Here is a 19,650-nt window from a genome sequence, read left to right as displayed (position 1 = left end):
CAGATCGCCGCCGCGCCGGGCGGCGCGCGCGGGGTCAGGATTGGCCAAGGCCTGTGCACGCAAAAAGGAGCCTCGCACAGGCCCTGGACGCGGCGGCGCCGCGCCCAGGCCGGGTCAGGCGGCCTTAGTTGGCCTGGCTGACCATCGTTTCAACCATCTCCCACTTGCCGTTCTTGACTTCGTAGATGGTGACCGAGATTTCCTTCAGATCGCCGTTCTTGTCGTAGGCGATGTGCTCGCTGGTGGCGCCCTTGCGGTTCAGCTTGGCCAGTTCCGGCAGGTATTTCTCGGGCTTGGCCGAACCGGCGGCCTCGATGGCGCTGATCATGTTCCAGGCGCCGTCGTAAGCGTAAGGCGCGTAGACGCCGGGGGCTTTCTTGAAGCGGGCCTGATAGCGCTGCTCGAAGTCCTTGCCCGCGGCCATCTTGTCCAGCGGCACGCCGGCCAGCGAGGCATAGGTGCCGTCGGCGGCATCGCCGGCCAGTTTGATGAAGGTGTCGCTGCGGGTCATTTCGCCCGAAACCAGCGGCGCCTTCAGGCCGAGCGTGGCCAATTGGCGTTTCATCGGGCCGGATTGCGCATCCAGGCCGCCGTAGAAGATGGCGTCGGGCGCCGCGCCCTTGATGTTGGTCAGGATGGCCGTGAAGTCGTTGGCCTTGTCGGTCGTGTACTCGCGGCGCACCACCTCGCCCCCGGCGGCCTTGACGGCCTTCTCGACCTCGTCGGCCAGGCCTTGGCCGTAGGCGGTACGGTCGTCGATGATGGCGACCTTCTTGGCCTTCAGGCTCTGCACCATGAACTTGCCGACCGCGGCGCCCTGCTGCGTGTCGCTGGTCATCATGCGGAACGTGGTGTCGTAGCCCTGCTTGGTGTATTCGGGCGAGGTCGCCATGGCGATCTGCGGCAGGCCGGCTTCGTGGTAGACGCGCGACGCGGGAATCGTGGTGCCGGAGTTGAAGTGGCCCAGGATGCCGACAACGTCTTCATCGACCAATTGCTGCGCCACCTGCACGCCCACGCGCGGATCGGCCTGGTCGTCGCGCGACACCAGCACGAACTTGGCGGGCTGGCCGTCAACCTTGATGCCCTTCTTGTTGGCTTCTTCCAGGGCCAGGTTCAGGCCGTTCTGCATGTCCTCGCCGTAGTGCGACTGAGGACCGGTCAGGGGCGCGGCGAAGCCGAACTTGATATCGGCGGCCTGGGCGGCGGCGGCCATGCTGGCAGCGGCGATGCTGGCGGCGACAAGCTTCAAAGTGGTGCGAAACTTCATGGGAATCCTCCGGTATGTCGGATGTGGCTTTGTTATACCTGGGCTTTTGGGCCAGGTGATCTAATTGAGTGCGATTGCCGGGTTGCCACAATCGAACTTCAGGTGCGACCGGATTTTGCTTCCAGTGCAACCTCGCTAGATATTGGAGATAACCCTTGGTTGCCCAAGGGTTACCCCTCGGTCACGCTCAGCCGATGGTCATGAGGCTGGCGTTGCCGCCGGCCGCGGCCGTATTGACGCTGATGGAGCGCTCGGTCAGCAGGCGCTCCGGCACATAAGCGGCGCCGGACGCCAGGGCATCCGACGTCAGGCCGTGTACCGCCAGGATAGCGCCTGGACGCTGTGCGATGCGCTGATTCAGCGTGCGCAGGGCATCGCCATCGCCCTCGAACAGCACCGCCTGGTAATCGGCCTGGTCGACCTCGGCATCGGCCAGAATGCCGGCCTGGCCCTGCTGCTCGGCATCCAGCGTGGCCAGCAACGCGTGCGCCGCCGGCGTGTCGGCGAACCAGGCGTGGTTGCCCGTCAGGCGCGCCGCGGCCCACTGCGCGCGCGCGCCGGCCTCCGTGGCGGCCACGCAATAGACCGCGCCGCGCGGTTCGACCAGATAGGTGTTGGTCTCGCCCGTGGGGCCCGGCAACGCAATGCGCTGCGGCAGCGGCGCCGCCGCGTCCAGCGCCGGCGGCAGCCCTTCGGGGCGCGTGCCCAGCAGGCGGTACATATACAGCGGGCCGCCGGCCTTGGGACCGGTGCCCGACAGGCACTCGCCGCCGAACGGCTGCACGCCGACCACGGCGCCGACGATGTTGCGGTTGACGTAGACATTGCCGGCATGGACCTGGCCGGTCACGTGGGCAATGGTTTCGTCAATGCGGGTATGCACGCCGAAGGTCAGGCCATAGCCGGTGCCATTGATGGCATCCAGCAGCGCGTCCAGCTCGTCGCGGGCATAGCGCACCACGTGCAGCACCGGGCCGAACACTTCACGCGTCAATTCGCCGACGTGGTCGATCTCGATGATGGTGGGGGCCACGAAGGTGCCGTGGCGGCATTCGCCGTTCAACTCCACCTGGTCCACGCGGTGCCCTGCCGTGCGCATGGCGTCGATATGGCGCTGGATGTTGTTGCGCGCCTCGGTGTCGATGACCGGGCCGACGTCTACCGACAGGCGGTCGGGATTGCCCACGCTGAGCTCGCGCATGGCGCCGCGCAGCATGGTCAGGACGTGCTCGGCATTGTCTTCCTGCACGCACAGCACACGCAGCGCGGAACAGCGCTGGCCGGCCGAATCGAATGCGGAGCTGAGCACGTCGAACACCACTTGTTCGGCCAGCGCCGACGAGTCGACAACCATGGCGTTCTGGCCGCCGGTCTCGGCGATCAGCGGAATGGTGTGGCCATCATCGTCCAGGCGGTCGGCCAGCGTGCGCGCGATAATGCGCGCCACGTCGGTCGAGCCGGTGAACATGACGCCGCGCACGCCGGGGCTGGCCACCAGTTGCGCGCCCACGGTTTCGCCGCGGCCGGGCAACAACTGGACGGCGCCGGCGGGCACGCCGGCGGCGCGCAGGATCGCCACCGCCTGCGCCGCGATCAGCGGCGTCTGCTCGGCCGGCTTGGCCAGCACGGTATTGCCGGCGGCCAGCGCCGCCGCGACCTGGCCAGTGAAGATGGCCAGCGGGAAGTTCCACGGGCTGATGCACAGCACGGTGCCCAGCGGGCGGTGCGTGTCGTTGCTGAATTCACGGTCGGCCTGGTCGGCGTAATAGCGCAGGAAGTCCACTGCCTCGCGCACTTCGGCAATCGCGTTGGGCAGCGACTTGCCGGCCTCGCGCACGATCAGGCCCAGCAGGGTCTGCATCTGCTCTTCCAGCAATTGCGCGGCGCGGCGCAGGCATTGCGCGCGCTCGGCCACCGGGGTCGACTGCCAGATGGGCGCGGCATTGGCGGCGGCGCGCAGGGCGGCCTCGGCTTCCTCGCCATTGGCTTCGATGACATGGCCGACCACGTCGCGCAGGTTGGCAGGGTTGCGCACCTCGACGGCGCGCGCCGGATCCCAGGCGCCCTCGCCTTCGCCCAGCATGGGACCGGCGCGCCAGGGGGTGGCGGCGCTGGCCAGCAACGCGGCCGACAGCGAGCCCAGGCGGTGTTCGTTGCTCAGGTCCAGGCCGGCGGAATTGGCGCGCGCGCCCTGCTGCACGCTGCCATACAGTTCGCGTGGCAGCGGAATCTTCTCGTGCGGCGCGCCCAGCGGCACGATGCGCGAAGCGGCCTCGACCGGATCGGCCACCAGCGTCTCGACCGGGATGCTCTCGTCGCCGATCAGGTTGACGAAGGACGTATTGGCGCCGTTTTCCAGCAGACGGCGCACCAGGTAGGCCAGCAGCGTCTCGTGCGTGCCGACCGGCGCATAGATGCGGCAGGGGCGGTTCAGCTTGCCCTGCGCCAGCGGCCCGACCACTTCGTCATACAGCGGCTCGCCCATGCCGTGCAGGCACTGGAACTCATACTGGCCCGGGTAGTAGTTCTGCCCGGCCAACTGGTAGATCGCCGCCAGCGTATAGGCATTGTGGGTGGCGAACTGCGGATACACGGCCTCCGGGGCGCCCAGCAGCTTGCGGGCGCAGGCCAGGTAGGCCACGTCGGTATAGACCTTGCGGGTGTAGACCGGATAGCCCTCCAGGCCGTCGACCTGGGCGCGCTTGATCTCGCTGTCCCAGTAGGCGCCCTTGACCAGCCGCACCATCACGCGGTGGCGGCTGCGGCGGGCCAGGTCGATGACGTAATCGATCACGAACGGCGCGCGCTTCTGGTAGGCCTGGATGACGAAGCCGATGCCATTCCAGCCTTCCAGCTCGGGCGTGAAGCACAGCGCCTCCAGCAGGTCCAGCGAAATCTCCAGGCGGTCGGCTTCCTCGGCGTCGATGTTCAGGCCGATGTCGTAGCTTCGCGCCAGGATCGTCAGGGCCTTCATGCGCGGCAACAGCTCGGCCATGACGCGTTCGCGCTGGGCGCGCGAATAGCGCGGGTGCAACGCCGACAACTTGATGGAGATGCCCGGGCCCTCATAGATGCCGCGGCCGGCGGCGGCCTTGCCGATGGCATGGATGGCCTGTTCGTACGAGGCGTAATAGCGGTCGGCGTCCTCGGCGGTAGTGGCCGCTTCGCCCAGCATGTCGTATGAATAGCGGAAGCCGCGGCTTTCCATCTTGCGGTTGTTGGCCAGCGCTTCGGAAATGGTCTGGCCCGACACGAACTGCTCGCCCATCATGCGCATGGCCATGTTCACGCCCTTGCGCACCAGCGGCTCGCCGCCCTTGCCGATCAGGCGCGTCAGCGCCTTGGACAGCGACTGCTCGCTGCTCACGGCCACCAGCTTGCCGGTGATCATCAGGCCCCAGGTGGCGGCGTTGACGAACAGCGATTGCGAACCGCCCATATGCGATTTCCAGTCGCCGCGCGCGACCTTGTCGCGGATCAGCGCATCGCGCGTGGCGCGGTCGGGAATGCGCAGCAGCGCCTCGGCCAGGCACATCAGCGCCACGCCTTCCTGGCTGGACAGCGAGAACTCCTGGATCAGTCCCTCGACTCCGCCGCCGCTGCGCTTACCGCGCAGCTTCCTGACCAGGTCGGTGGCCATGGCGTGCACTTTTTCCAGGTTCGGCATGCGAGCCTGGCCCAGCAACAGCGGCACGCACTCCGACTCGGGACGGCGATAGGCCGCCGTGATGGCGGCGCGCAACACCGATTGCGGCTGCACATCCTGGCCGAACTCGTAGAACGGCGGCGTGGCGGCGGCCTGGTGCTCGCCGCCGTCTTCGTCGCCGCCTTCTTCACCCCCCAGGTGGGACATCTCGGCCGGCAGGTGGCCTCGCTCGATCTTGTCCAGGTAGGCGAGAATCGCCTGCTTATGCAGCCAGTGCGGCGTGCAATTGAGTTTTTGCGCGGCGGCCTTCAGGCGGTCGCGCAGCGCGTCATCGACCTTGACGCCGAGGGTGGTGCTGGCCATAAGAGATTGCTTCCTGTCGCATGGCAGAGGTCACACCGGGCCCACGGAGGAGCCCGGCATCGGTAGGACCGTATGCTAGTCAGGTTGCAACCGGCTTTGTATTAAGGTTAACCCTATGGTTAACCGATTGAGATCACGGCAGGTTTCCGCCAGCCCGCGCCGTTGCTCAAGCCCCGTCGGAACCGGCCAAAGGCGAGCACCCCAGCATCCGCACCGCGCCGCCGCTATCCGGCGTCTGGCCGCGAATGGCCGATGCCATCGCCCCCGCCAGAGCCGCCACTGCGCGCTGCTGCGCCGCGACCAGCGGGGGCACGCCGGTTTCGCTCACGGGTTCGGTGACGACGCTGCGACACAGCAACCCGCTGCCTTTGAGATTGACCGGACGCACCCGCCAGGTGACATCCAGTTGCGCCATGCGGCCCGATACCAGGTCGAAGCGCTGCACATCCGTCTGCACCCGCCACACCGGCGCAGCCGGGCCGGGCTTGACCACCTGCACGTCCAGCGCCCCCAGGTCATGCTTGAGCGCGTCGGACAGGGCGCCCCGAATCTCATCGCCCAGCGGCGAACTCCAGCGTTCGGAATACAGCGCCGCCACGCTGTCATCGCCGGTGCGCACCATCAATTGCGGCTGGTCGGCCTGGGAAGCGACATTGACGCCCTGCACTTCCAGCAGGAACGGCGCGGATGCGCGTGGCACGGCCGGCGCCTGCGGCGCGGGACCCTGCAGCGTGTAGTACCGCACCGGCGGCGACGAGGCGCAGGCGGCCAGCAACAAGGGCAGGGTCAGCGCCGCCAGGCCACGGCGGCGATTCGAAAAAGGATGGAAACGGAGTCGATTCATGGGTTCAGTTCCTGACCGGGCCGGCGCCGGGGATCGGGTCGTCGCCGCGCCCGCGCAGCAGCGATTCGGGGTTCGCCTGCAGGAAGTCGGCCAGCGCGCGCAACGAGCGCGCGGCGCGGCTCAATTCCTGCATGGCCTTCTCGGCGTTGACCGGCAACGACGCGTCCGACGCCAGCAGCGCATTCAGGCTGGCCATGGAGTCGCGCGCCTGCTTGAGCACGCCCTGGGCCTGCGGCGCCACCTGCTTGTCCAGGCGGTTCATCAGCTTGGAAGTGCTGGACAGCGTGGCGCGCAGGTCCTCGCCGATCTTGTCGAACGGGATTTTGTCGATCTTGGCCACGATATTGCTGACCTGCTGCTGCAACTGGTCGAGTTGTCCGGGCACCGTCGGGATGAGGGCCGGATTGGCCATCTTGAACTTCACCGGCTTGGCATTGGGGAAATCATCCAGCACCACGTACAACTGGCCGGTCAGCAGGTTGGCGGTGCGCAACTGGGCGCGCAGGCCATGCTTGATCATGATGCCAAGCAGGCGACCGCCGGCCTCGTCGCCATCCTGGATGGCGTGCTCGCGCACTTCTTCGTAGACCCGGCCCAGGCGCTCGGGATACAGCGTGGCATCAACCAGCGCGAAGAAGCGCTTGCTGACGGGATCGAAATCCATGGTGATCTGCGTGACGTTGCCGAGCGTGATGCCGGAGAAATCGATGGCGGCGCCCACCGCCAGCCCGCGGATCGACTGGTCGAAACGCATGCGGATCGGGAACGCTTCGCCGTCGGGGTTGGCCTTGGCCGCCGCTTCGGTCGAATACAGTTCGAAGTGCGTATCGGCCGCCGCCGGCGTGTTGGCATCGCGCGCGCTATAGACCGGCTCGAACGCCACGCCCCCCACCGCCATCGACACCAGCGATTGGGTGCGCACTTTCAGGCCTTCGGCGTTGACGCTGAAATCCACGCCGCTGGCGTTCCAGAAACGGGTGCCATTGGTGACGAACTTGTCGTTGGGCGCGTCCACGAAGACCTCGACATTGACCGCGTTGCCGGTCTTGTCGAGCGCATAGCCGATCACGCGACCCACGTTGATACGGCGAAAATACACCGGCGATCCGATGTCCAGCGAGCCCAGGTCCGAGGCCCTGAGCATGAAACGCTTGCCGGCGCGGTCATGCGTCACGGCCGGCGGCGTTTCCAGGCCGACGAAATGCAGCTTGGTGGCCTTGCTGGCGCTGTCCTTGCCCTCGACAGCGTCCACGCCGATATAGGCGCCGGACAACAGGGTGCCCAGCCCCGAGACGCCGCTGACGTCCAGCCGCGGACGCACCACCCAGAAATTGGTGCCCTCGCGCGCCAGGTCCGCTACGTCCTTGGACAGTTCCGCCTGCACCACCACCTTGCTGCGGTCCGCATTGAAGCCGATCGACTTGACCGTGCCGACGTTCACGTCCTTGTAGCGCAACTGGGTCTTGCCGACTTCCAGCCCTTCGGCGGTATTGAATTCGATCGACAGGTCGGGGCCGGCCTGCATCCAGGTCCGCACCACCAGCGAAAGGCCCATCAGCGCCGCGACCACGGGCACGAGCCAGATCCATGAAATCCGGCTCTTGCGCTTGCGCGAGATCGTGGGTGACGCGAACTGCTCTTCACCAGATCCAGGTGCTTGGTCGGACATCGGTTTTTCCTTTTCTTCTTGAAACGGCGCGCGGCATGCCGCCCGCGCCCCGCAATCGTGCTGGCATCAACCCGCCCGCGCGCCGGCGGCGGACGGGCGCGGCCGGCTATCGGCAGCGGCCGCCGCGGCGTCGTCCCCCGCGGCATCGTCCAGCTCACTCGTATTTTCCAGATCCCAACTGCGCCGCAGGTCAAAGCTCATGGCCGACAGCATGGTCAGGATGACGACTACGCCGAACGCCGCCGCGCCGGCTCCGGCGCTGATCTCCATCAGGCCCTGGAAATCGGCCAGCGCCGCCAGCAGGATCACCACGAACACGTCCAGCATGGACCATTGGCCGATGAATTCGACCATCTGGTACAGCCGGGTGCGCGGCCGCAAGTTGGTGGTGCTGCGCCATTGCTCGGTCAACAATAACAGGATCAAGGCCAGCAGCTTGGTCAGCGGCACCGCCACGCTGGCAATGAAGACGATCAGCGCGATGTCCCAGGAGCCCATGTCCCAGAGTTCCACCACCCCGCCCAGGATGGTATGGGCGCTGTCGCCAAGCACGGAACTGACCTTCATCACTGGCAGGACGTTGGCCGGAATGTAGAACACCACCGCCGCCAGCAGCAGCGCCCAGGTGCGCGCCAGATGGTCGGGCTTGCGGTAATGCACCACCGCGTGGCAGCGCACGCAATGGTGTTCCGCCTCGGCATCGTCGGCGCGTGGCAATGCCTGCACCTGGCCGCAGACATGGCAGCCGGTCAGCACCACGTCGGGCCCGGCCTCGGGCACGTGCACCGGCACCACCCCCGCGGTTTCGGCATAGCGCCACAACACGTGCGGCGTCAAGCGCCCGAGCATGGTCAGGAAGATCGTGAGCACGCCAAAGGCGAACAGGCCGACGCCAGGCGACACCGCGGCCATGCCGGCCAGCTTCACCACCGCCACCAGCACGCCCAGCAGGAACACCGGCACCATGCACCAGGGACGCAACAGGCCAAGCAATCGCATCGCGGGGCGCAAGCCCGCCGGCTCGGCGCCGCGCGAAAGCGGGCCCAGCACCCAGAGCAGCACCGCAAGCTGGAACAGCGGCAACGCAAAACCGGCCAGCCCGGTCATGATGGCCACGGTGTAATGCCCCTGGCGCCAGGTGATGCCGACGGCATCGAGCAGCGAAGCCTGCTGCACCATGCCCTGCACCGACATCGACGCGACCGGATAGGCGTTGGCAATGCCGAAGACGATCAGGGCGGCAATGGCCAGCGCCAGCCAATTGGACAAAGTAAGCCCGCTGTAGCGCCAGAGCGTGGCGCCGCAGCGGGCACAATTGGCGGTCTCGCCAGGTTCGAGAAGATGTCGGCGATAGATGCTGGCGCAGTGCTCGCACTCGATCAGCGGCTGGCTCTGCGCGCTACGCATAGGCAGGCCCTTACTCGACCAGCTCGACTTCCTGCTTGTCCGGCGCATCCGACGGCGGCTTGCCGTGGTCGTCGAAATCCAGCGTGACCTTGCCGGCTTCGTCCAGGTCCACCGTGACGGTGCCGCCATCGACCAGCTTGCCAAACAGCAGCTCGTCGGCCAGCGCGCGCCGGATGGTGTCCTGGATCAGGCGCTGCATGGGTCTTGCCCCCATCAGCGGATCGAAACCTTCCTTGGCCAGGTGCTCGCGCAGGGCCGTGGTGAACACGGCTTCGACGCGGCGCTCGTGCAGTTGGTCTTCGAGCTGCATCAGGAACTTGTCGACCACGCGCAGGATGATCTCGCGGTCCAGCGGCGCGAACGGGATGATCGCGTCGAGCCGGTTACGGAACTCGGGCGTGAACATGCGGCGGATTTCCGCCATTTCGTCGCCCACCACGCGGGAGTTGGCAAAGCCGATGGACGGACGGTTCAAGGTCTCGGCGCCCGCGTTGGTCGTCATGATGAGGATGACGTTGCGGAAGTCCGCCTTGCGGCCGTTGTTGTCCGTCAGCGTGCCGTGGTCCATGACCTGCAGCAGGATGTTGAAGACGTCCGGGTGGGCCTTTTCGATTTCATCGAGCAGCAGCACGCAGTGCGGCTGCTTGGTGATGGCCTCGGTCAGCAGGCCGCCCTGGTCGAAGCCGACGTATCCCGGCGGCGCGCCGATCAGGCGCGACACCGCGTGGCGTTCCATGTACTCGGACATGTCGAAGCGCAGCAGCTCCACGCCCAGCGTGAACGCCAGTTGGCGCGCGACCTCGGTCTTGCCAACGCCGGTGGGGCCGGAGAACAGGAAGGCGCCGATCGGCTTTTCCGGCTTGCCCAGGCCCGAGCGCGCCATCTTGATGGCGGCCGACAGCGCCTCGATGGCATTGTCCTGGCCGAACACCACGGTCTTCAGGTCGCGGTCGAGCGTGGCGAGCTTGCTGCGGTCGTCGTTGGAGACGGACTGCGGCGGAATGCGCGCGATCTTGGAAACGATGTTCTCGATGTCGACCTTGCCGATCACCTTCTTCTGGCGCGAACGCGGCAAGAGGCGCTGCGCGGCGCCGGCCTCGTCGATCACGTCGATGGCCTTGTCCGGCAGGTGGCGGTCGTTGATGAAGCGCGCCGACAGTTCCGCGGCGGCCGACAGCGCGGCGGCGGAGTAACGGACGTTGTGATGTTCCTCGAAGCGGCTCTTCAGGCCGCGCAGGATCTGCACGGTCTGCTCGACGCTGGGTTCCGGCACGTCGATCTTCTGGAAGCGGCGCGACAGCGCATGGTCTTTCTCGAAGACACCGCGGTATTCCGTATACGTGGTGGCGCCAATGCACTTGAGCTGGCCCGAGGACAGGGCCGGCTTGAGCAGGTTGGAGGCGTCCAGCGTGCCGCCCGAGGCCGAACCGGCGCCGATCAGCGTGTGGATTTCGTCGATGAACAGGATGGCGTCGGGATTGCCGCGGATCTGCTTGAGCACGCCCTTCAGGCGCTGCTCGAAATCGCCGCGGTATTTGGTGCCGGCCAGCAACGCGCCCATGTCCAGCGCGAACACCTGCGCGGCCTGCAGGATCTCTGGCACCTCGCCGCGCGTGATGCGCCAGGCCAGGCCCTCGGCAATGGCGGTCTTGCCCACGCCGGCCTCGCCGACCAGCAGCGGGTTGTTCTTGCGGCGGCGGCACAACACCTGGATCACGCGTTCGACTTCGTGCTCGCGCCCGATCAGCGGATCGATGCGGCCGGCCAACGCCGCGGCGTTCAGGTCGGTCGCATACTGGTCCAGCGGCGACTGGCGCGATTCGCCCTGTTCTTCACCATTGGTTTGCTGCTCTTTCTGCACGGCGGCGGACTCCACCTGTGGCTGTTTGGTAATGCCATGCGACAGGAAATTCACCACGTCCAGTCGCGTCACGCCCTGCTGCTGCAGGTAGTACACGGCGTGCGAATCCTTTTCGCCGAAAATGGCCACGAGCACGTTCGCGCCCGTGACCGGCTTCTTGCCGGTGCCGCCCGCGGACACGTGCATGATCGCGCGCTGGATGACGCGCTGGAAACCCAGCGTGGGCTGGGTGTCGACTTCCGCGCCGCTGGGGATCACCGGCGTGTTTTCCGAAACGAACTGGCGCAGGTTGCGGCGCAGGTCATCCAGGTTGGCGGCGCAGGCGCGCAACACTTCAACCGCGGAAGCGTTATCGAGCAGCGCGAGCAACAGGTGCTCGACGGTAATAAATTCGTGCCGGGCCGAACGGGCCTCGACAAAAGCCATATGCAGGCTGACTTCAAGCTCTTGGGAAATCACGCTTCCTCCGTAACGCATCGAAGCGGGCAAATACACGATTCATATTCTATGCCGATCAGGGCGTAACGCCAGCGATTTCAAAAACCACGCTGTCATGACGGCCTTGCGCGTCCATGACGGTAAGCGTATACCGTCCGTCCCGCGTCAGCACCAGATTAAACGGACGACCCGACGCGGCCTGGCCCACCACGCGCCCATCGAGCATCCACCAAACTTCACCTTCGGCGCCCTGCACATCCACATCCACCGCCACCTGGGCGCTGCCTGGCACCGGCCGCAACACCGACCCGGTGGCCACGCCCCCCAGGCGCAACGGCCCTTGCGTGGCATCGGCGTAGCCGGCGAACGACGGCGGCACCGTGTCATTCAGGGCCCAGGCCGCGCGCTGCTCGGGGCATTGCCCCGACGGCACGCTGCCCAGCCGGTAACCCAACGGCCAGCAGGTCACGACCGGCTGCACCGTGGCGGGCCGCTGCCGCACATGCTGGGCGCCTTCCGGCAGGGCCGCGACGATGTCCTGCAGTAGCGGCGCCGCCACATTCGCCCCGAAAAAGCCGGGATTGGGGGTGCCGTCCGGCCGGCCCACCCACACGCCGATCGTCCAACTGTCGGTCACCCCGACCGCCCAGGCGTCCCGGAATCCGAAACTCGTCCCGGTTTTCCAGGCCAGTCGCCGCGCCGGGCTGCCCGACTGATAAAAGGGCCGGTCCGGGTGGCCGCCGCCTTCCAGGATGTCGCGCACGATCCAGGCCGCGCCTGCGCTCATCATACGGGACTCGACCCGGGGCTGCTCCGGCCGCAGTCGTGGACGCCCCGAGATGCCGCCACGGGCCAGGGCCCGATAAGCGCCCACCAATTCTTCCAATGTGGTGCCGCCCCCGCCCAAAATCAAGCTCAGGTTGGGCTCGGCACCGGCCGGCAAGCGCAGCCAGACGCCGCCCGTCAGCATAACCGAGGCGAAACGGTTCGGTCCGACCCGGTCCAGCAGGTCCACCGCCGGCACATTGAGCGAGCGCTGCAGCGCCTGCGCCACACTGACCGGCCCCGAAAAGGACGCCTGGAAGTTGCCCGGGGCGTAGCCGCCGAACGACAGCGGCGCGTCGATCAGCAGGCTTTCCGAATGGATCAGGCCATCGTCCAGGGCCTGCGCATACAGGAACGGCTTGAGCGTCGAGCCAGGCGAACGCACGCCGCGCACCATATCCACATGCGAGTAACGGGTATCGTCGGAAAAATCCGCGGAACCGGCGTAGGCCTTGACCTCCAGGGTGTCGTTGTCCATCACCAGCACCGCCATCGAGACCTTGGGGGGCAGGTTGTCGACCCGGTCCAGCAGCATGCGCTCGACCGCCGCCTGCATGTTGGCGTCCAGGGTAGAGGCCAGCACCGGCGGGCGGCTGCCCGGACGGCGCGAGCCGGCCCGCGGCCGCCCGGCTTCCTGCAGCAGGCGCTGCGCCGCCAGCGGCGCCAGCCAGCGGGCGCGCAGCGGCGGCGCCACCACCTGCTCTATCTTGGCGTCGGCGACTTCGGCCGGCGTCCAGCGCCCCAGCTCGACCATGCGGTCCAGCACCTTGTCGCGCGCCGCCTGGGCGGCCTGCGGATGACGGTCCGGCCGCAGCCGCGACGGCGCCTGCGGCAAGGCGGTCAGCATGGCGGCCTCGGCCGGGCTGAGGTCGCGCGCGGGCTTGCCCAGCCACAGGCGCGCGCCCATTTCCACCCCTTCGACAATGCCGCCCATCGGCGCGTGCGTCAGGTACAGCGACAGGATCTCGTCCTTGCTGTAGTGCATTTCCAGTTGCACGGCACGCCAGGCCTGGCGCAGCTTGGCCAAGAGCGTGCGCGACGGCTTGCCGGCCAGTTGCGGATCGATCAGGCGCGCCACCTGCATGGTCAGGGTCGACCCGCCCGAAACGATGCGGCGGTTGGTGGCCCACTGCCAGCCGGCGCGCGCCAGCGACACCGGGTTGACCCCGGGATGCCAGTAGAACCAGCGGTCCTCATAGGTCAGCAGCGTGTCGAGATAGTGCGGCGATACCTGCCGCGGCTCGACCGGATAGCGCCAGATGCCATCGCGGCTGGGATAGTTGCGCAGCGGCGTGCCGTCGGCGGCGACCACCACGGCCGCGCCGCCGGAGTCGATGGCAGGCAAGGGATAGAGGCGGTCGAACACGAATAACAACGCGGCCAGCGCGAGAAGCACGCTGGCCGCGAAGAGTCCGCGCCGCCGCCAACGGCGGGCGCGCGCGGCGCCCGCCGGCGGGGTGGCGGCGGTGTTCAAGGACGCTGCTTGGCGCTGCGATCGCGGATTTCGACCGTGCTCCATTGCTCGCCCACGCCGCGGATCTCGGGCCGGTACATGTCTTCGGCCACCGTCGACGGCACCGCATAGCGGCCCGGCGTCACCACCCGCACCAGATAGAACACATCGACCTTGCCACGGCCCAGCGAAACCGCCGCGACATAGCGGTCATCGCGGAACTCGCGGTGCTTGATGTTGGGGTCGGCCATCGCGTCGGCCACGCGGCGCCCGCCAATGCTCCAGTCCTGCATCTCGGGACTTTGCGACAGGTTCAGGTTCTCGACCTCGAAGCCGGCGGGGACACGGTCCACCAGCAGGCCGTCGGGAATGTTCTGATTGGCGCTGGCCTGGACCCACACCACCAGCATGTCGCCGGTCTGCAGCGTGCCGCCGTCCCAGGGCTTGCCATCCGGACGATACCAGCCGCGCTTGAGCTTGATCACGTCACTGCGCGGCGACGGCACGGTGGTCGGGCTGCCCTGGATGTCGTACTCGACAAACAGCGACTGACCGCCGGTGTTGACGAGCTGGGTGCCCGCCAGGTCGGCCGCGCTCAACGAAACGATGCGATCGGACCGGCCACCTTCCAGCGCCTTGCGCTCGCCGTTGACGGTCAACGTGGCCTGCCAGGGGGTGGACTTGTCGCCCCCCGCGGCGCGCGCGGCAAGCAGCAGTGCCATCTGTTCCTGGGTCGACAGGTACGAACGGTTGCCCATGCGCGCGGCCAGTTGCGTCATCAGATTCTCGACGCGGTCGTGGCGCAGCTCGTACTGGTTGGCCAGGGCGTACGACAGCGCGTAGTCGCGCACGGCGCTGCCGTAGTCGCCGAGCCAGTCGTCGTAATAGCTGTTGGCGCGGCGGGTGATGCCGTATTCGCGCGTCATGGCCAGGTCGAGCGCGCTCTTCATGCGCCCTTCATCGCCCATCAGCTTGAACGCGGCGGCCAACTGGATCAGGGGCAGCGGCGAACGCGCCCGGTCCTGATAGTTGTCGAACAACTGGCGCACCGTCGACAGCGGCGCCTTTTTGTCGCGCGCCAGCGCCAGGGCGGCCGTGGCCAGGCCGGCGAAGCGGCGGTGATCCTCGCGCAGCACGTTCAGCCCGCTGCTGTCCAGGCGGCCCGCCTCGAAGTCGCGCTTCAGGTTGGCCGACCAGGTGCCGAACGAGCCGCTGCTCTGCTGCACCTGCTCCAGCAGCCACTGGCGCGAACGGTCCAGCGAGGCCTCGGGAATCGTGAAGCCCTTGTCGCGCGCATCCTGCAGGAAGCCCACGGCGTAGGCCGTCAGCCACACGTCACGCGCCGACGAGCTGCTCCACAGGTTGTAGGAGCCGACGGCGTTGCGCATGCCCGACAGGCGGCCGATGGCGCCCGCGACCTTGGCTTCACGCTCGGCCTGGGTGCGCGGCTTGAGGCCGAACTGCTTGGCCGCTTCTTCGTCGATCAGCACCCACGGCAGGGTCGCGCTGATGGTCTGCTCGGTGCAACCATAGGGGTAGTTGAGCAGGCCTTCGACCACGCGGTTGACGTTGATCGGCGGACGGTTCGAGACCGTCATGCTGACCGTGGTCGAGTCCGGATAGTAGGACGCCACCCACGACGCCTGCGGCGTGTTCGACTCGCCCGGGTTCAGGCGCAGGCGGCGCACCTGGCGCTCGGCCGCGTAGGCCGGCTGCACCTGCAGCACCGATTCGCGCACGATGTGGATCGGCTTGGCGCCGCCCTGCCCGTCCACCGTCAGGCGCATCAGGCCCAGGCCATACGAGCCGGTGGTGCTGGCGGTGAAGCGCAGCGTGGTGCGTTGCTTGTCCTTGAGCGTCACGGTGCGGGTGCCGTCGACGATGCCGACCGGGTCCAGCGCTTCCAGCTTGACCGTCACCTTCTGGTCGGAGCCGCTCAGGTTGGTCACGTCCAGCGCGATGGCGGCCTGGTCGCCCGGGGTGATGAAGCGCGGCGTGTTCAGCTCGGCCACGATCGGCGCCGCCACCACCATTTCGGTGTCGGTGCTGCCGAAGTTGTCGGCAGTGAACGCGACGGCCATCAGGCGCAGCGTGCCGTTGAAGTCGGGCAGGTCCAGCGCGATGTCGGCCTCGCCCTTGTCATTGAGCTTGACCGGGCCCGAGAACAGGTCGACCAGCTTGACCTTTTTGGGCAGGCTCTTGCTGTCACCGCGCATGGCGGCGTCACCGCCCCACTTGAGCTTGCCCTTGGTGCCGTCCATCTTCTCGATCAGCTTGCCGTACATGTCCAGCAGTTCGGGCGCGTAGCGGTGCTTGCCGAAGAAGAAGTCGAGCGGATCGGGCGTGCGGTACTGGTTGATGTTGAGGATGCCGACGTCGACCGCCGACAGCGTCACCATGGCCTGCTTGCCCTGGGCGCCATCAACCTTGACGCGGACCGTGGTCTTGGTCTCGGGTTCGGTCTTGGCGGCGGCCGTCAGCTTGACGTCGAGCTTGCGGTCGGCGCTGGCGATCGGCAGGAAAGTCAGGCCCAGCGCGCGCGCCGGGGTCACGCGGTCGCCTTCGCTGCCGGGGCGGAACACCGCCGCAGCCACGTACAGGTCATGGCGCTTCCAGCTCTTGTCGATCGGGATTTCCACTTGCGTGCCGGTTGCCTTCACGGCCACCCAGGTCGACCACAGCATGCGGTCGCCTTCGACGGTGATCAGCGCCTGGCCGTCGTGCGGCGGCGTCAGGGTCAGCTTGACGCTGTCGCCCGGCTTGGCTGGCACGCCTTCCAGCTTCATCTGCACGCGGTCGGGGCGATTGCCCATGGCGTCGGCGTCCTGCGCGTCCCAGCCCGCGTAGAAGCGGTAGCGCAGGGTTTCGCCGGTCTCGGGATCGGTGATCTCCAGGCGGTAGCGGCCCCACTTGACCGCCACGGTGAACTGGCTGCGGTCCTTCAGCGCGATTTCTCGCGAATCGAGCAGTTCCTCGGTTTCGGTATAGCCGCTGTTCCAGCCGCGCTGGTCATCGAAGCGCCAGTAATACTGGCGTTCTTCGCGGTACAGGCGCATCTGTGCCTGCGCCAGCGGCGCGATCTTGCCCTGCGCGTCCACGCGCAGCACCTCGAACGTTGCCGGGGTGCCTTCGCGCGCCACATCGCTGTCGAACTGCGGGCGCACCGCGATCAGCTTGTCGGCGGGCCAGACGCTGCGCTCGATCGAGCGCACCACCGGGCGGCCGCCCGATTCCAGCAGGCTGGCCGAGACCCGCACTTTCATCGGCGAATGGGTGCCTTCGGTGCGCGGCTCGACCTCAAGTTGCGCGGCGCCCGTCGAATCCAGCGCGGTTTCCGGCAGTTCCTCGAAATGGCGGCGCGAATCATCATTCACGTCGCCAAAGATGAAGCCGGGCCATTGCTGCGGCAGCGCATAGCGGTCGCGCTTGACCTGGAAGCTCGACAGCAGGCGGTTGCCGGCGGCCGGCGCGCCATACAGGTAGTCGCCCTGCACATCGATGGTCAGGGTGTCGTTCGGCGACAACACGTCCTGATCGGACGTCAGCGCCATCTTCATGCGTTCGGGCAGGAATTCCTCGACCTGGAACTTCCACGAGGCGTCGGGCGCGCGCGAGGCGGGGTCGACGCGCAGTTCCAGCATCCAGGCGCCGGTCTGGGCGTCGGCCGGCAGGTCGATGGCGCGCTCGACATAGCCTTGCATGTCCTTGGCGGGCTGCCAAAGATTGGTCGAGACCACGCGGCCATCGGGACGCTTGATAGTGGCGGTCAGTGGCGAAGCCGGCATCACGCGGCCGTCGAGGTCGCGCGGCAGCACCGACACATGGAAGCTTTCGCCGGGGCGGTAGAGATTTCGACCGGCGTAGACGAACAGATTGTTGGGGCGGGAGATATGGCCGCCGATATCGAATTCCGACAGGTCCAGCGCCGGTTCGGCCAGCGCCAGCACGGTCATTTCCTTATCGCGCGAGGCGCGGATGACGCGGGCGTTGGTGAAGCTGCCGTCGAAACGCACGTGGCCCTGCGCGTCCGCCTGGGCCTTGGCAAGGGTCTTGCCGGCGCCATCCACCAGTTCGAACAGCGCACCGGAAATCGCCTGGCCGCTCTTGAGCGACACCGAGTAGGCCTCGATGCGGTCGCTGTAGCGGCGCGCGTGCAGGCCGATGTCGCTGACATAGAAATAAGTGACCTGGTATTCATAGCGGAAACGGCCGGGCTGGCTCATCACCGCGACATAGATGCCGGGTTCCTGCAATTCCTTGATGCCTTCGACCGGCAGGAAAGTGACGTGGCGGCGGTTGGGCTTGTCGTCCGTCAGGAAGCGGCCCTGGTAGACACTGGTCGTCAGCGTGTTCAGGCGGTCCAGGTCCCAGTTGCTGACCGAGCCCTTCAGGCTGCGGTTGCCGGCATAGCGCCAGTCGTCTTCGTCGTAGCGGCCGGATTCATCGTCATCCGACGAGGCCGTGCTGCGGCCAATGCCCAGCACCGACTCGAACAGTTCCGGCACGCGCTCGGGCGCGACGCGCAGGAACTGCACGTCGACTTCGGGCATGTTGACGGTCGCCACCGGCAGGCCGCCGTTCTGGCCGGCCGGCAGCACCACGCCGCGGCTGGCGAAATAGAAGGAGGGCGGCATGGCGTCGGTCACCACGGCGCAGTGCGAACCGGTGGCCAGCGCGACCTTGTCGCCCTGGCCCGGCAGGCCCGCGCGCACCGAAACCGAATACGAGCGCTGCGGCTGCACATAAGGGAAATACACCATGCGCGGATTGGAGCCGACCACCCAACTGCCCTGGACGATCTTGCCCTTGGGCGCGGCGTCACCCGGCTGGACAGAGGCTGGCTGCTGGCCGTTGGCGGAGCGTTCGTTGTCCTGGTCGGACTTGCCCGACGCGGCGCCCGTGTCGGTGACCTGCAGGAACTTGCTCAGGTCGGCCTTGGCTTCGACCGGCTGCGTGAAGGTGACCGCCAGCGACAGCGAATCGTTGTACTGGCGCGGCTGGCAATTGAGGACCGCGAACGCGTCGGCGGTGCCGACCGTGGCCGTGGCTGGCAGGGCCTCGGGCTTGGCGGCGGTCGCGGCCGGGGCCGGGGCCGATGCCGCCGACGTAGCCGTCGCCGGCACGGCGGGCGCGGCCGGCTGGCCGCCCTTGCCCATCCACCAGCCCACGCCTATGGCGCCGGCCACCACGATCGCGCCGGCTACCGCCAGCCAGGTCTTGCTGTTCTTTCCACTCACGGCAAACCTCCCCGCCTACTCAAATGCGATGCTCCTTTGCGGCGGAGCTGCCGACCTGACATTGCCGCGCGCTTCTCGGTGCGCGGTTCCTGCTTTTGTAACCCTGTACAGCAGAACGCCGCCTGTCGTGGCGGCGCTGTTCTTGCGAATTCAGACCGGTTCCATCACGCACTGCAAGGGATGCTGGCGCGCCCGCGCATACTGCGCCACCTGGGCGATCCGGGTGGCGGCAAGGTCGCGCGGATAGACGCCGCAAACGCCGCGCCCTTCGTGATGCACCTGCAACATGATGCGCGTGGCCTCTTCATGATTCTTATTGAAGAACTTCTGCAGCACCTTCACGACGAACTCCATCGGGGTGTAGTCGTCATTGAGCAACAAGACCTGGTACATCGGCGGCGGCGCGACGCGGGCCGGCGCCTTTTCGACGACCAAATCATGCTGGGTATCCAAGGTAGAACTCATAGGGCGGCTATTCTATTTAATCAGGGGACGACCTGCATGTAACTTACGTAAAATTACACGTAGAAATGCGTAGTTTCCATACTTGACTCCGCAAAGAAAAGCGGCGCATTATCCACGCATTCTGGGGTTTTCAACTCATCGAAAATCTGCCAGGAAGCCGGAGGGGGGACAG

At 67.0% G+C, this 19,650-nt stretch carries 9 protein-coding genes; all 9 read right to left on the bottom strand.

Features of this window, described 5'->3' with window-relative positions:
- Window positions 1–124 precede the first annotated feature (124 nt).
- Window positions 125–1,270: a branched-chain amino acid ABC transporter substrate-binding protein gene (locus AC6LKG_RS00275; protein ID WP_498161836.1), complete on the bottom strand. Its 1,146-nt coding sequence runs from the start codon at window positions 1,268–1,270 to the stop codon at window positions 125–127.
- 187 nt (window positions 1,271–1,457) lie between these two features.
- Window positions 1,458–5,279: a trifunctional transcriptional regulator/proline dehydrogenase/L-glutamate gamma-semialdehyde dehydrogenase gene (putA, locus tag AC6LKG_RS00270; protein ID WP_498161835.1), complete on the bottom strand. Its 3,822-nt coding sequence runs from the start codon at window positions 5,277–5,279 to the stop codon at window positions 1,458–1,460.
- Between the two features lie 166 nt (window positions 5,280–5,445).
- Window positions 5,446–6,123, bottom strand: coding sequence for a PqiC family protein (locus AC6LKG_RS00265; RefSeq protein WP_498161834.1), 678 nt, complete (start codon window positions 6,121–6,123; stop codon window positions 5,446–5,448).
- A 4-nt stretch (window positions 6,124–6,127) separates the two neighbouring features.
- The gene (locus AC6LKG_RS00260) at window positions 6,128–7,792 is read right to left on the bottom strand and encodes a PqiB family protein (RefSeq protein WP_498161833.1); all 1,665 of its coding nucleotides are present in this window, start codon (window positions 7,790–7,792) and stop codon (window positions 6,128–6,130) included.
- A 66-nt stretch (window positions 7,793–7,858) separates the two neighbouring features.
- Window positions 7,859–9,199: a paraquat-inducible protein A gene (locus AC6LKG_RS00255; protein ID WP_498161832.1), complete on the bottom strand. Its 1,341-nt coding sequence runs from the start codon at window positions 9,197–9,199 to the stop codon at window positions 7,859–7,861.
- Between the two features lie 10 nt (window positions 9,200–9,209).
- Window positions 9,210–11,519 carry an ATP-dependent Clp protease ATP-binding subunit ClpA gene (clpA, locus tag AC6LKG_RS00250; RefSeq protein ID WP_498161830.1) on the bottom strand — a complete coding sequence of 770 codons (2,310 nt, stop codon included), beginning with the start codon at window positions 11,517–11,519 and terminating at the stop codon, window positions 9,210–9,212.
- 55 nt (window positions 11,520–11,574) lie between these two features.
- Window positions 11,575–13,797, bottom strand: a complete 2,223-nt coding sequence (gene pbpC, locus AC6LKG_RS00245; protein ID WP_498161829.1) for a penicillin-binding protein 1C — start codon at window positions 13,795–13,797, stop codon at window positions 11,575–11,577.
- Entirely contained in the window at window positions 13,794–19,013 is a 5,220-nt protein-coding gene (locus AC6LKG_RS00240) for an alpha-2-macroglobulin family protein (RefSeq protein WP_498161828.1), read from the bottom strand. The genes pbpC and AC6LKG_RS00240 overlap by 4 nt, the downstream gene beginning before the upstream one ends.
- A 150-nt stretch (window positions 19,014–19,163) precedes the next feature.
- Window positions 19,164–19,478, bottom strand: coding sequence for an ATP-dependent Clp protease adapter ClpS (gene clpS, locus AC6LKG_RS00235; protein WP_049073105.1), 315 nt, complete (start codon window positions 19,476–19,478; stop codon window positions 19,164–19,166).
- Between the last annotated feature and the right edge of the window lie 172 nt (window positions 19,479–19,650).

The sequence above is a fragment of the Achromobacter sp. 46006 genome (genome assembly GCF_059761975.1).
This window is presented reverse-complemented; position numbering and strand designations above follow the sequence as displayed.

Bases quoted from the DNA above. Each gene is read 5' to 3' on its own strand.
- AC6LKG_RS00255 (WP_498161832.1), bottom strand. From the start codon at position 9,199: ATGCGTAGCGCGCAGAGCCAGCCGCTGATCGAGTGCGAGCACTGCGCC.
- AC6LKG_RS00275 (WP_498161836.1), bottom strand. From the start codon at position 1,270: ATGAAGTTTCGCACCACTTTGAAGCTTGTCGCCGCCAGCATCGCCGCT.
- AC6LKG_RS00260 (WP_498161833.1), bottom strand. From the start codon at position 7,792: ATGTCCGACCAAGCACCTGGATCTGGTGAAGAGCAGTTCGCGTCACCC.
- AC6LKG_RS00265 (WP_498161834.1), bottom strand. From the start codon at position 6,123: ATGAATCGACTCCGTTTCCATCCTTTTTCGAATCGCCGCCGTGGCCTG.
- clpS (WP_049073105.1), bottom strand. From the start codon at position 19,478: ATGAGTTCTACCTTGGATACCCAGCATGATTTGGTCGTCGAAAAGGCG.
- putA (WP_498161835.1), bottom strand. From the start codon at position 5,279: ATGGCCAGCACCACCCTCGGCGTCAAGGTCGATGACGCGCTGCGCGAC.